Genomic DNA, 13,107 nt, shown 5'->3' on the forward strand with positions numbered 1-13,107 from the left:
CGACCGGACGAAAAACGAGGAGGCCGAGCGAGCAGGTTGTAGCGACTGCTAATAGGAGGTTTTGACATGACGAGGATCCACGAGGCTGCCGTTCGATACCGGCTTTTGATTCTCGTGATCGGTGTCGTCGCCATGGCGGCGGGCGCCATCGAGTTCCGGAGGATGTCGGTCAATCTGCTTCCCAACCTCTCGCCGACCATCGTCGAGGTGCAGACCGAGGCGCTTGGGCTGTCGGCTCAGGAAGTTGAGGCGATGATCACCGTTCCGCTCGAGGCCGACATGCTCAATGGTCTGCCTTGGGTCGACCGCATCGACTCGCGGTCGATCACGGGGCTGTCGTCGATCGAGATGGTGTTCGAACCGGGCACCGACCTGATGATCGCGCGCCAGATGGTCCAGGAGCGGTTGACGGCCGCCCACGCGCTGCCCAACGTCTCCAAGCCGCCGATCATGCGGCAGCCGGTCGCAACCGACGCGCGGGTCGTGCAGATCGGCTTGAGCTCGGAAACCCTCTCGCAGATCGACCTCTCGGTGCTTGCGCGCTGGACCATCCGGCCGCGGCTTTCCGGCGTTCCGGGTGTGGCGAACATCTCGATCTGGGGCGAACGCCAGCGCCAGATGCAGGTGATCGCGGATCCCGACGTGTTGTCGCAGAACGATGTGCTGCTCGAGGATATCATCCGGACATCGGGTAACTCGATGTGGGTGTCGCCGCTGTCGTATCTGAACGCATCGACGCCCGGTACCGGCGGATTCATCGATACGCCGAACCAGCGGCTCGGCATCCAGCACGTGTTCCCGATCGTGTCCCCGACGGACATGAAGGGGCTCCCGCTTACGGACAATCCCGCGATGTCGATCGGTGACGTCGCGGAGGTCGTCGAGGGGCACCAGCCGCTCATCGGCGATGCACTGATCAATGGCAAGCCCGGGCTTCTCATGGTTGTCGAGAAGTTCCCCTGGGCCAGCACTTCCGAGGTCGCGCGCAGCATTGAACGCGCGATGGCCGGCATGAAACCGGGTCTGCCCGGCGTTGACGTAAACATGGACGTCTACAGCGCCGGCGCGATCGCCGAAAAGGCGGCCGACCGGATCCGGCTCGTGGCCGCGATCGGTGCGGCCGCCGCCCTCGCCGTGATCGCGCTGGCATCGCGCGACTGGCGGTTCACTGCCGTCTCCGGCGTCACCGCCGGTGCTGCGGCGCTCATGTCGGTCTGGCTGCTCACCAGCATGGCAGGGGTGGTCAGCGGTGCACTGATGGCCGGGCTGTTCGCGGCGATCGGGATGATCCTTCACGACGCGCTTCAGGCGGCGGCTCCTGCCGGTGCCGAAGCGAACGATCGCAAGCGAACGCTTCTGGTCGTCACCACGTTCGCGGCACTTCTCGCCGCGGTGCCGCTCATGTTCCTGGACGGTGTCAGCGGTGCCGTCGCGGCGGCGTCGGTCTGGCCCTACATGGTCGCGGTCGCGCTGTCGCTCGTGGCGGCGCTGTTGGTTGCGCCGGCTCTCGGCACGCTGATCGGCGGCCGCGGCTTCGCCGCCGCACCGGCCTTCGCGGCCGGGGGCAGCGTCTCGCGGATGCCGGGACTCGCGCTCGTCGCGCTTCTGGTGGCCGGCGGAGCGGGTGTCGTCGCGACGGTCAACATGGCCGCGGCGCCGAACTTCCGCAACGAAAACGTGCTGGTCGAGTGGAACTCGGCGCCCGGTACGTCGCTCGAGGTCGTGATGGCGGAAGGCCAGGCACTGTCCGATACGCTGCTTGCGAGCGACATGGTCGCGCACGCGGCACTGCAGGTCGGCCGGGCCGAGATTTCGGACGAGGTTCTGAACGCGAACTCCGGTTCGTTGTGGCTGACGCTCGCCGATGGCGTGAACCCGGCCAAAGCAGAGCCCGAGATCGCCCGGATGGTGGAACAGGCCGGTCTTGCGGCTGCGGTCACGAGTTACCAGAACCGCCAGATCGCACGCGCGGCGCCGCCGACGGCGAACGCGGACCTGCTGGTTAGGGTCTATGGTCACGATTTCAACGAGTTGAACGCCAAGGCTCAGGAAGTCACTGATCGGCTGACCGCCATCGGCGGCATCAGCGGCGCCGAGTTGCGCCAGACCGATCTCGAGCAGGTGGTCGAAGTCGAAGTCGATCTGGACCGCGCCGCGAAATACGGTGCCAAGCCGGGCGACGTCCGTCGCGCGCTCTCGGCGCTGGTCGCCGGGATTCAGGTCGGCCAGTTCTTCGAGAACCAGAAGGTGTTCGACGTGGTGGTGTGGGGCGACGGAACCCATCGCGGTTCGGTCGAGGCTCTCCAGACCGCGCTGATCGACGTGCCTGCGGGCAAGGTCGCGCTGTCTGACCTGGCCGACGTTCGGATCGCGTCGACGCCGGCCTTCATCAACCGCTCGGCGGTGTCGCGCTTCGTCGAGATCGCCGTGACGGCGCCTTCGGCGAATGCGGCGCTGGTGCGCGAGGTCGAGGCCACGCTCGCGTCGATCGATTTTCCGCTCGAATACCATGCGGAAGTGGTCGGCGGGACCGCGCTCGCCTCGACGGGCGGCGGGATTCCGATCTGGCAGGTCGCTGTCGCGGCCTTGATCGGGATCGTGCTTCTGATGCAGGTCGCGCTTGACAGCTGGTCGCGCGCGGCGCTGGTGACGCTCTATGCGGCGTCGATCGGATCGGTCGCGGCGATTGCGGCCTTTGCGCTTGGTGTCTGGTCGGTGGCCGCGGCGATCGGCGCGGTGGCGGCGTTCGGCATCGGGCTCAGGGATGCGGCGACTGCGATGCGGTTCGATGCCCGCGATCCGGCGATGACGGCGCTCTTCACGGCCAAGGTGGCGACGATCGTGGCGCTTGCGCCGGCGATCCTGCTGTTCGCGCCGGGGCTGGAATTCGTCTGGCCGGCATCCGTGGCGTTGGTTGCGGGCCTGGTGGGTGCGGCTGCAATGGCGCGCTTCATCCTGCCGGCGCTCGCGGGCGCCCAGCCGGAAACGGCACTTGCTAGCGGAGGACAAGTCAATGCGTGATATCAGACACATACCGATGCTGTGCCTCGCCTTCGGTCTGACCTGTCCCGCGCCGCTTCTGGCGGCCGGTGGGGGCGGGGGCGGATATGTCTCCGACGCCCCGATCCCCTGGCACATGACGCAGGACGGCGAGGGACGCAATGTCATCGAGCTGATCCCGCATGCCGAGTTGCGGATCGGGCTGGAACTGACGGAAGTCACCGAACGGATGCCGCCGGAACCGCCGGCACAGGAGATCGTGGTCGCCTCGGCCGAGGAGCTCCAGACAGCGGCTGCAATCGAGGATCCGCCGGAGATCGTCAAGGTGCCGGTCCTGCCGCAGCTCACCGTGCCATACGGATCGCTGATCTACTGGGCCGACGGCACCACCTGGGTCTACGGCGAAAACGGGGCCGAACGGCACTATGTCCGCTTGCCAGTGAACGTCGATCGGATCGAGGGTGAAACGGTCTATCTGCGGTCGGGGCCGCCCGTCGGAACCCAGATCGTCGCGGTTGGCGCTGCCGAACTCTTCGGTGCCGAGACCGGCACCGGTCATTGAACGGAGGCGCGTGATGTTCAGGTTTCTGATCGAAGCAAGCATGCGCTTTCGCTATATTGTGATCGCGCTTGCGGCCATGCTGGTCATCTTCGGGGCGCAGCGGACCAACGATCTGAAGGTCGATGTGTTTCCCGAATTCGCGCCACCGCTGGTGGAGATCCAGACGCCCTCGCTCGGGCTGACGTCGATCGAGGTCGAGGAATATGTGACGATCCCGCTCGAGCAGGGTCTGGCCGGAATCGACGGGCTCGACATCATCCGGTCGAAATCGGCACCGCAACTGTCGTCGATCGTGATGATCTTCACGCGCGACACCGATCTTCTGCGCGCCCGTCAGCTGGTGCAGGAGCGGGTCAACGAGATCTCGCCGACGCTGCCGACCTGGTCGAGCCCGCCGGTGATCCTGCCGCCGCTCTCGGCGACGAGCCGGATCATGAAGATCGGCCTGTCCTCGGAGAAATACTCGCTGATCGACATGTCGATGACGACCTACTGGAAGATCCGCGAGCGGCTCCTGCGGGTGCCCGGCGTGGCCAACGTCGCGATCTGGGGCGAGCGGCTGGAGATGCTGCAGGTGCAGGTCGATCCCGCACGCCTTGCGGAAAACGGCGTGACTCTGGACACGGTGATGGAAAGCACCGCCGACGCGCTCGATGTCGGGCTGTTGCAGTATTCCGACGGCGCTCGTGTCGGCACCGGCGGTTTCATTGACACCGATACGAACCGCTATCCGATCCACCATGTGCTGCCGATCCACTCGATCGACGATCTGAAGAAGGTCAGTGTCACCGGCACCGACAAGACGCTGGCCGACGTGGCCGACGTCAAGATCGACCACCAGCCGCTGATCGGCGACGCGGTTATCAACGACGGGCCGGGGCTCCTCCTCATCGTCGAGAAGTTCCCCTGGGCCAACACGCTCGACGTGTCGCTGAAGATCGAGGAGGCGCTCGACAAGATGCGGCCGGGTCTGCAGGACATCGAGATCGACAGCGAGATTTTCCGTCCGGCGACCTTCATCGAGACCTCTATCGACAATCTTTCCAAGGCGCTTCTCGTGGCGGCGGTGCTGGTCACGCTGGTGCTCTGGGTGTTCCTCTTCGACTGGCGCATCGCGCTCATCTCGATCGTTGCCGTGCCGGTGTCGTTGCTTGGGGCGCTCCTGGTGCTCGACTGGCAGGGAATGACGATCAACACGATGGTGCTTGCGGGCTTTGCGATCGCGCTTGGCGCGGTGGTGGACGACGCAATCATCGACGTCGAGAACATCGTCCGACGATTGCGCGAAAACCGCGCGAAGCGGCTCGGCCGCTCTACCTTCCGGGTGATCCTTGAGGCGTCTCTCGAGATCCGGGCCGCGATCGTCTTCGCGACGGCGATCATCGTGCTGGCGGTCGTACCGGTCTTCTTCCTCGAAGGACTGTCGGGGTCGTTCTTCCGGCCGCTCGCCTGGTCCTACGCGGTCGCCTTGATGGCCTCGCTCGTCGTCGCGGTGACCATCACGCCGGCCCTGAGCTATGTGTTGCTCGGCAATCGCGACATCGGCGACAAGCCGGCGCCGCTGGCCCGGTTCCTGGTTGCGGGTTACCGCCGGATGCTGGACGCGATCTTCGCCGTCCCGCGCGTGACCGTCACGGCCTGCGTGGTGCTGCTCGGCGCCTGTTTCACGCTGTTGCCGTTCATGGGCCAGCAGCTCCTGCCCTCGTTCAAGGAGCGCGACTTCCTGATGCACTGGGTCACGGCCCCCGGCGTCTCGCAGCCCGAGATGTACCGGATCACGGTCCAGGGCAGCAAGGAGTTGCGAGATATCGAGGGGGTGCGCAACTTCGGCGCCCATATCGGCCAGGCGCTCTACATGGACGAGGTCGTGGGCATGCATTTCGGCGAGAACTGGGTCTCGGTCGATCCCGCGGCGGACTATGACGCCACGCTCGACCGAATTCAGGAAGTGGTCGACGGCTATCCGGGGCTTTACCGGGACGTGCTGACCTATCTCAAGGAGCGCATCCGCGAGGTGCTGACCGGCGAGAGCGAGCCTATCGTCGTGCGCATCTTCGGTCCCGATTTCGAGGGGATCCGCGAACAGGCCGACCGCGTGGCCGAAGCGATCAGCGGTGTCGAGGGGCTCGTGGGGCTGCATGTCGGCCTGCAGAAGAACGTGCCGCAGATCGACATCCGGACCGACGTCGGGAAGGCGGCCGCCTATGGCCTGAAGCCGGGCGACGTGCGCCGCGCGGTCTCGACGATCATCTCGGGAATCGAGGCGGGCGACATCCATACCCATGCGCGCACCTATGACGTTCAGGTCTGGGGCACGCCGGAAGTCCGGGCGTCGCTGACGGATATCGAGAACATCCTGATCGACGCGCCGATCGGCGGGCAGGTGGCGCTGAAGGACGTGGCGGAAATCGCCGTCACGCCGACGCCCAACATCATCCAGCACGAGGATCTCTCGCGCTCGATCGAGGTTGGCGCCCATGTCTCGGGCCGCGATCTCGGCTCGGTCGCCTCCGAGGTGGAGGATATCGTCGAGGAGATGGAGTTCCCGCTCGGTTATCACTTCGAGATGCTGGGCGAGTTCGCGGAGCTGCAGGCCTCGCAGACCCGGCTCATCGCGGTGGAAATCGCGGTCGCGCTCGGGATCTTCGCGCTCCTGCACGCCTCGTTCCGCTCGATCCGCTACGCCGCGGTCGCCTTCGCGGCGATGCCGGCGGCGCTGGCCGGTGGCGTCGTCGCCGCCTGGCTCGGCGGCGGGATCTTCTCGCTCGGTTCGCTGGTCGGCTTCATCACCGTGCTCGGCATCGCCGCGCGGAACAACATCCTGATGATCAGCCATTGCCAGCGGCTCGGGGAGGAGGGCATGCCCTTCGGTCCCGCGCGGGTCAGCCAGGCCGCCTGCGAACGGCTGGCGCCGATCCTGATGACCGCGATCACGACCGGTGCGGCGCTTCTGCCTCTGGTCGTGGCGGGCGAGATACCGGGACACGAGATCGAGTTCCCGATGGCGGTGGTGATCCTCGGCGGGTTGGTCAGCTCGACGCTGGTCAACCTGCTGATCATGCCGGTGCTGATCTTGTGGTTCGGCGCCGCCGCCGAGCGGGAGACTGCCGCGGCCAGTGGCGAGGCGTCTGCCGGTGGGTGGGCCGGCGCTCACTGACGCTTCCGCCTCCCCGCGAAAGGAACGCCCCGGCGCATCGCGCCGGGGCGTTTCAGTTGAAGCTTGCGTGCAAGGTCTCGCGAGACCGAACCGTTGGCAGTCGCGCGGCCTATTCCATCTCGATCGTGCCGGGGGGCTTCGAGGTGATGTCGTACATCACCCGGTTGATGCCCTGCACTTCGTTGATGATCCGCGTTGCCGTCTCGCCAAGGAAGTCGTGGGTGAAGGGGTAGTAGTCGGCGGTCATGCCGTCGACCGAGGTCACCGCGCGAAGCGAGCAGGCGTAGTCGTAGGTTCGCCCGTCGCCCATCACGCCCACGGTCTTCACGGGCAGGATCGCGACGAAGGCCTGCCAGATCTCGTCGTAAAGCCCGTGCTTGCGGATCTGGTCGATGTAGACCGCATCAGCCTGCCGCAGGATCTCCAGCTTCTCGCGGGTGATCTCGCCCGGGCAGCGGATCGCGAGGCCGGGGCCGGGGAAGGGGTGGCGGCCGATGAACCGGTCCGGAAGTCCGAGCTCGCGGCCGAGCGCGCGGACCTCGTCCTTGAAAAGCTCGCGCAGCGGCTCGACAAGCTTCAAGCCCATCTTTTCCGGAAGGCCGCCCACGTTGTGGTGCGACTTGATGGTGACTGAGGGTCCGCCGGAAAAGCTGACCGACTCGATGACGTCGGGGTAGAGAGTACCTTGGGCGAGGAAGGTGGCGCCGCCGACCTCGTTGGCGTGTTTCTGGAAGACGTCGATGAAGAGCTTTCCGATGGTCTTGCGCTTCACCTCGGGGTCCGAGACGCCCTCGAGCGCGCCGAGGAAGAGGTCGGATTCATCCGCGTGGATCAGGGGAATGTTGTAGGTGTCGCGGAACATCGACACCACTTCCTCGGCCTCGTTGAGGCGAAGGAGCCCGTGGTCGACGAAGACGCAGGTGAGCTGGTCGCCGATCGCCTCGTGGATGAGGATCGCGGCGACGGAGCTGTCGACGCCGCCCGAAAGTCCGCAGATCACCTTCTGGTCACCGACCTGGGCCCGGATCTTCTCGATCGCGTCCTCGCGGTAGGCGCGCATAGTCCAGTCGCCGCTGAAGCCGGCGAGGCGGACGAAGTTCTCGTAGAGCTTCGCGCCCTTCGGCGTGTGGTGCACCTCGGGGTGGAACTGCACGGCGAAAAAGCGGCGCTCGGGGTCGGCGGTGATCGCGAAGGGGGCGTTCGGCGAGGTTCCGTAGACCTGGAAGCCGGGCGCGATCGCCGAGACGTGGTCGCCGTGGCTCATCCAGACCTGCTCGCGGTCTTCCGCGAACCAGCCGTCGAGGAGCGGCAGCCTGTCCTCGGTCGGCGTGACATAAGCGCGACCGAACTCGGCGGTCTTGTGGCCGCGCTCGACGCGGCCACCGAGGCAGTGCATCATCACCTGCTGGCCGTAGCAGATGCCAAGGATCGGCACGCCAAGATCGAACACGCCTGCGGGCGGCATCGGCGCGCCCTCGGCGAAGACCGAGGCGGGGCCGCCCGAGAAGATCACCGCTTTCGGGGCGAAATCCTTCAGGAAGGCATCGTCCACCCGGTTGTAGGGGTGGATCTCGCAGTAGACGTTTAGCTCGCGCAGGCGCCGCGCGATGAGCTGCGTGACCTGGCTGCCGAAGTCGATGATGAGGAGGCGGTCATGGGCGTGTGTCATGGCCGGGGAATATTGCCTTGTCCGATCCGGCGCAAGGGTGTTTGGCGGGGAAGGCGGGGGCTGTCTGCCCCGTCGCCATTGGTGCTTGAACCGGTGGCACACCAATGGCGACTCCCGAGAATATTTCGGACAGAAAGTGGCGGATCAGGCCGCCTTCGCCTTGGCGCGCAGGAGCATGCCATAGAGGTCGCGCGGATCGTCGGGATCGGCGATCATGTCGAGCGGCTCGCTGTAGGGCAGGGCCTTCAACTGGTCATGGATGTAGCGCAACGCCGAGAAGTCCTCGATCGCGAAGCCGACCGAGTCGAAGAGCGTGATCTGGCGCGGATCGGAGCGGCCGGTCGCGGCGCCGGTGATAACCTGCCAGAGCTCGGTGACCGGGTGGTCGGGGTCGAGCTGCTGGATCTCGCCCTCGATGCGGGTCTGCGGCGGGTATTCGACGAAGATCGAGGAGCGCAGGAGAATGTCGCGGTGAAGCTCGGTCTTGCCGGGGCAGTCGCCGCCGACCGCGTTGATATGGACCCCGGCGCCGACCATGTTGTCGGTCAGGATCGTCGCGCATTGCTTGTCGGCGGTGCAGGTGGTGATGATGCCGGCCCCCTCCATCGCCTCCTCGGCGGTCTTGCAGGCGGTCAGCGCGAGGCCGGACCCCGCGAGGTTCCGGACGCATTTGGCCGTCGCGGCGGGGTCGATGTCGTAGAGCCGGACCTCGTTCACGCCGCAGATCGCCTTGAAGGCCAGCGCCTGGAACTCGGCCTGGGCGCCGTTGCCGATCATCGCCATCACCGTCGCGCCCTTCGGCGCGAGTTGCCGCGCGGCGAGCGCCGACATTGCCGCGGTGCGCAGCGCGGTGAGGATCGTCATCTCGGTCAGGAGGATCGGGTAGCCGGTGTTCACCTCAGCCAGAAGGCCGAAGGCGGTGACGGTCTGGAGCCCTTCCTTGGTGTTCTTCGGATGGCCGTTGACGTATTTGAAGCCGTACATCTCGCCGTCCGAGGTCGGCATCAGTTCGATTACCCCGACTTCGGAATGCGAGGCCACGCGCGGGGTCTTGTCGAAGCTCTGCCAGCGGCGGAAGTCGGCCTCGATGTAGCCGGCGAGATCGGTCATCACGCGCTCAGGGCCGAGGTGAAGCACGAGCTTCATCATGTTGTCGACGCTGACGAAGGGGACGATGTTCAGGTTTTCCATCTGGGTTATCCGAAGCTGCGGGTGGGGCGGTCGAATACCTTGCGGCCCATGAGGGAGCCGACGAGCTCCACCATCAGCCGCGCGGTCTTGCCGCGTTCATCGAGGAAGGGGTTCAGTTCGACGAGGTCGAGCGAGGTGACGAGGCCGGATTCGTGCAGACGCTCCATCACCAGATGGGCCTCGCGGAAGGTGGTGCCACCGGGAACCGTGGTGCCGACCGCGGGCGCGATCCCGGGATCGAGGAAATCGACGTCGAGCGAGACATGGAGCAGGCCGTTCTGCGCCCGCACCGTGTCGAGGAACTCGCGCAGGGGCGCGACGATGCCGCGTTCGTCGAGCACTCGCATGTCACAGACGGTCATGTCGCTTTCCAGAAGACCCGCATGTTCGGCCGAGTCGACGGAACGGATGCCGTAAAGGCAGATGCGCTCGGCCGGGACCGGCGCGGGGAAGGGCGGGAAAGCCTCGAAGCCGTTCCGGCCCGCGATGTAGGCGACGGGCGTGCCGTGCAAGTTGCCGGACTGGGTGGTGAGCGGCGTGTGGTAGTCGGAATGCGCGTCGAGCCAGAGCACGAAGAGCGGCCGGCCGACCTTCGCGGCATGGGCCGCGACCCCGGCGACCGAGCCGAGCGAGAGCGAATGGTCGCCGCCCATGAAGATCGGCAGGCCCTTGGCCATGGCTTCCTCGCCGGCTTCGGCGAGCGCCTCGGTCCAGGCGACGGTCTCGGCGAGGTGGTGGACGGCCGGGTTGGCGCAGTCGGTCTCGCGCAGCGGCGCCGGCGTCACGTCGCCGTGGTCGATCACGGACTGGCCAAGTGCTTCGAGGCTCTGGGCGAGGCCGGCGACCCGGTAGGCGGCCGGCCCCATGAGGCAGCCTTCGCGTTTCTGGCCGGTGTCGATCGGCGCGCCGATCAGGATGCAGGTCGGTTTCATGGGCGTCTCCGGTGTTTCGGGGGGCGATGCGCAGTCTCTTGCCGGATTGCGTCGGTTTGAAGTAAATCAATGATCAATATGTTCAGATGAATGTCCAAAACGGCGGCCAATATGAACGAACTGGACGAAACGGATCAGGCATTGATTGCCTCTCTCCGGCGCGACGGGCGCGCGTCGCTGTCCGAACTGGCCGCTCGGCTCGGTCTTGCACGGGCGACGGTGCGGGCGCGGATGGAACGGCTGGTGGCGCGCGGCGAGATTCAGGGCTTCACAGTGGTCACGCGCGGCGACCTGACCGCGATGCCGGTGCGCGGACTGATGATGATCGGCATCGAGGGCCGCGGCACGGACCGGGTCCTGGCGCGGCTCTCCGGCCTGCCGGAGGTGCAGGCGGTGCATTCGACGAATGGCCGCTGGGACCTCATCGCCGAGATCGGAACCCGGACGCTCGAGGAGTTCGACCGGGTGCTGGCGATGATCCGCAAGCTCGACGGGGTCACTGCGAGCGAGACGAGCCTGATGCTCTCTACCCGGCGCGCCGGCAGGCGTTGAAAACTGTTCAGGTTCGGCGGGCGGCGGCGATCCAGAGCGCGGCGAGCGCGAAGGACAGGATCGCGTTCCATGTCGCCATGGAAAGGCCCGCGAACATCCAGGCGACCTCGTCGCAGCGCACCAGCGGCGCGGCCATGATCTGGTTCAGCAGATCCTCAGCCGACCCGGCGAGGTCGCCGGACGCGGTGCAGGTGTCGGGGCCCGGCCACCAGCGCAGTTCGACGCCGCTGTGAAACACGCCGATCCCGGCCGTGGCCAGCGCCGCCAGAGCACCGAGCCAGGGCAGCCACGGAAGCGACGTGACAAGCGCGAGCCCGCCGATCGCGACCGCGATCCCGTGCGGCCAGCGCTGCCAGATGCAGAGCTTGCACGGCGCGTAGCCGAGCGCCTGAAAGACGAAGGCGCCGGCGAGGAGGGCGAGCGAGCCGCCCGCGGCAAGCAGGATCAGTCGTGTGCGTGTCACAGGTATTTCACCGCCGCGAAACCTCCGATCAGGAGCGCCATGCCGAGGCTGAAGACGATACCGAGGCGGCGCTCGATGAAGTCGCGGATCGGCGGGCCGAATTGCCACAGCAGGCCGGCCACGATGAAGAAGCGCAGGCCCCGCGCGATAATGGCCGAGATAATGAAGACCGGCAGCGACAGCCCGGTCCAGCCCGAGACGATCGTGATGACCTTGAACGGGAACGGGGTGACGCCGGCGATCAGCACCGCCCAGCCGCCATATTCGTTGAACCGCTCCGCGAAGACCGCGCCCGCTTCGGTCTTGCCGTAGAACTCGAGGATCGGCTGGCCGACGCTATCGAAGAGAACTGCGCCGATGAAATACCCGAAAAGCCCGCCGAGAACCGAGGTGACGAGCGCGATCGCGGCGATGAGCCAGGCCCGCGACGGCCGCGCGATGATCATCGGAATCATCAGCACGTCGGGCGGGATCGGGAAGAACGAGCTTTCCACGAAGGAGACGACGCCAAGCGCCGACAACGCGCGCGGATGCTCCGCGAGCCGGATCGTCCAGTCATACAAGGTGCGGATCATCGGACCTGCCCAAACAGCCTCGCCGCCGTTAGGCCATGTGCCGGCCTTGGCGTCAAGCGGGACAATCTTTGTCTTCCAGCCTTCGCGGGGGTAATTTGGAGGCTGTGAACACCTGAGGCTGTCCAAGGGGGACGATATGAGATGGCAGGGGCGGCGCGGCAGCCGCAACATCGAGGACCGGCGCCGCATGAGCGGCGGGCGGGCAGGCGGGATCGGGATTGGCGGTCTCATTGCGATCCTCGCAATCGGGTATTTCCTCGGCGTTGATGTCACGCCGATGCTGACCGGCGGGCCGGGCATCGGTACGAGCGGCGGCGGCGAGTTGACCGAAGCCGACAGGCGCGCTGGCGAGTTTGTCTCGGTCACGCTGGCCGACACCGAAGAGATCTGGGCCGAGATCATCTCTCGCGAGCTCGGCCAGCGGTATGAGCCGGCGACGCTGGTCCTGTTCAAGGCGGCGACGCAATCACCCTGCGGCGGCGCGTCCGGCGCGACCGGCCCGTTCTACTGTCCGCTCGACCGCAAGGCCTATCTCGATACCCAGTTCTTCACGACCCTTGCGCAGCGCCTCGGGGCGAAGGGCGACTTCGCCGCCGCCTATGTCGTGGCCCACGAGATCGCCCATCACGTCCAGAACGAGCTCGGGATCCTTGGCGAGGCCAACAAGATCCGCCAACGTTCCAGCGAGGCCCAGTCGAACGCGATCTCGGTCCGCATCGAGCTGCAGGCCGATTGCCTCTCGGGCGTCTGGGCGCGCCATGCCGGCGAGCGGTTCGGCAGTCTGGAGCCCGGCGACATCGGCGAGGCGATGAATGCCGCCCGCCAGATCGGCGACGACACGTTGCAGCGCAATGCCGGCCGGCGGCCGATGCCGCACACGTTCACCCACGGCACGTCCGAACAGCGGCAGCGATGGTTCGCGCAAGGCTACGAGAGCGGTTCGGTCGCCGCCTGCGACACGTTCAGCGCGAACGCGCTCTGAGCACCGCCAAACAGCTTGTCTTTG

At 66.5% G+C, this 13,107-nt stretch carries 10 protein-coding genes; 5 read left to right on the forward strand and 5 right to left on the reverse strand.

Annotated elements, in window-relative coordinates:
• Positions 1–66: 66 nt before the first annotated feature.
• Genes OEZ60_RS02175 through OEZ60_RS02185 form a run of 3 tightly spaced genes read left to right on the forward strand, consistent with a single transcriptional unit; the run spans position 67 to position 6,719 of the window.
• Entirely contained in the window at positions 67–3,021 is a 2,955-nt protein-coding gene (locus OEZ60_RS02175) for an efflux RND transporter permease subunit (RefSeq protein WP_263332774.1), read from the forward strand.
• Positions 3,014–3,562, forward strand: coding sequence for a hypothetical protein (locus OEZ60_RS02180; RefSeq protein ID WP_263332776.1), 549 nt, complete (start codon positions 3,014–3,016; stop codon positions 3,560–3,562). The genes OEZ60_RS02175 and OEZ60_RS02180 overlap by 8 nt, the downstream gene beginning before the upstream one ends.
• Positions 3,563–3,575: 13 nt before the next feature.
• On the forward strand, positions 3,576–6,719 hold the full coding sequence (locus tag OEZ60_RS02185) for an efflux RND transporter permease subunit (RefSeq protein WP_263332778.1): 3,144 nt from the start codon (positions 3,576–3,578) through the stop codon (positions 6,717–6,719).
• Between the two features lie 109 nt (positions 6,720–6,828).
• Here OEZ60_RS02185 and guaA read toward each other — a convergent pair whose 3' ends face one another.
• The 3 genes from guaA to rocF form a co-directional block, all read right to left on the reverse strand.
• The gene (guaA, locus tag OEZ60_RS02190; protein WP_263332780.1) at positions 6,829–8,388 is read right to left on the reverse strand and encodes a glutamine-hydrolyzing GMP synthase; all 1,560 of its coding nucleotides are present in this window, start codon (positions 8,386–8,388) and stop codon (positions 6,829–6,831) included.
• 144 nt (positions 8,389–8,532) lie between these two features.
• A complete protein-coding gene (locus OEZ60_RS02195; RefSeq protein WP_263332782.1) occupies positions 8,533–9,579 on the reverse strand; it encodes an ornithine cyclodeaminase in 1,047 nt (348 codons plus the stop codon).
• 5 nt (positions 9,580–9,584) lie between these two features.
• Positions 9,585–10,511, reverse strand: coding sequence for an arginase (gene rocF, locus OEZ60_RS02200; RefSeq protein WP_263332784.1), 927 nt, complete (start codon positions 10,509–10,511; stop codon positions 9,585–9,587).
• Positions 10,512–10,631: 120 nt separating this feature from the next.
• On the opposite strand from rocF, the gene OEZ60_RS02205 reads away from it, so the two are divergent.
• On the forward strand, positions 10,632–11,063 hold the full coding sequence (locus OEZ60_RS02205) for an Lrp/AsnC family transcriptional regulator (RefSeq protein ID WP_263333238.1): 432 nt from the start codon (positions 10,632–10,634) through the stop codon (positions 11,061–11,063).
• Between the two features lie 7 nt (positions 11,064–11,070).
• On the opposite strand, the gene OEZ60_RS02210 is transcribed toward OEZ60_RS02205, so the two are convergent.
• Positions 11,071–11,526 carry a disulfide bond formation protein B gene (locus OEZ60_RS02210; RefSeq protein ID WP_263332786.1) on the reverse strand — a complete coding sequence of 152 codons (456 nt, stop codon included), beginning with the start codon at positions 11,524–11,526 and terminating at the stop codon, positions 11,071–11,073.
• Positions 11,523–12,101 (reverse strand): YqaA family protein, encoded by a 579-nt coding sequence (locus OEZ60_RS02215; RefSeq protein WP_263332788.1) that lies wholly within the window; start codon positions 12,099–12,101, stop codon positions 11,523–11,525. The genes OEZ60_RS02210 and OEZ60_RS02215 overlap by 4 nt, the downstream gene beginning before the upstream one ends.
• Positions 12,102–12,237: 136 nt before the next feature.
• On the opposite strand from OEZ60_RS02215, the gene ypfJ reads away from it, so the two are divergent.
• Complete coding sequence (gene ypfJ, locus OEZ60_RS02220) at positions 12,238–13,083, forward strand: KPN_02809 family neutral zinc metallopeptidase (RefSeq protein ID WP_263332791.1); 846 nt, start codon at positions 12,238–12,240, stop codon at positions 13,081–13,083.
• Positions 13,084–13,107: the final 24 nt, after the last annotated feature.

Origin of the sequence: Albidovulum salinarum, from assembly GCF_025673475.1 — a bacterium.
In the GTDB taxonomy this organism is placed as follows: Bacteria; Pseudomonadota; Alphaproteobacteria; order Rhodobacterales; family Rhodobacteraceae; genus Albidovulum; species Albidovulum salinarum.

Coding starts and splice junctions, on each gene's coding strand:
- OEZ60_RS02175 (WP_263332774.1), top strand. CDS start 67: ATGACGAGGATCCACGAGGCTGCCGTTCGATACCGGCTTTTGATTCTC.
- OEZ60_RS02180 (WP_263332776.1), top strand. CDS start 3,014: ATGCGTGATATCAGACACATACCGATGCTGTGCCTCGCCTTCGGTCTG.
- OEZ60_RS02185 (WP_263332778.1), top strand. CDS start 3,576: ATGTTCAGGTTTCTGATCGAAGCAAGCATGCGCTTTCGCTATATTGTG.
- guaA (WP_263332780.1), bottom strand. CDS start 8,388: ATGACACACGCCCATGACCGCCTCCTCATCATCGACTTCGGCAGCCAG.
- OEZ60_RS02195 (WP_263332782.1), bottom strand. CDS start 9,579: ATGGAAAACCTGAACATCGTCCCCTTCGTCAGCGTCGACAACATGATG.
- rocF (WP_263332784.1), bottom strand. CDS start 10,511: ATGAAACCGACCTGCATCCTGATCGGCGCGCCGATCGACACCGGCCAG.
- OEZ60_RS02215 (WP_263332788.1), bottom strand. CDS start 12,101: ATGATCCGCACCTTGTATGACTGGACGATCCGGCTCGCGGAGCATCCG.
- ypfJ (WP_263332791.1), top strand. CDS start 12,238: ATGAGATGGCAGGGGCGGCGCGGCAGCCGCAACATCGAGGACCGGCGC.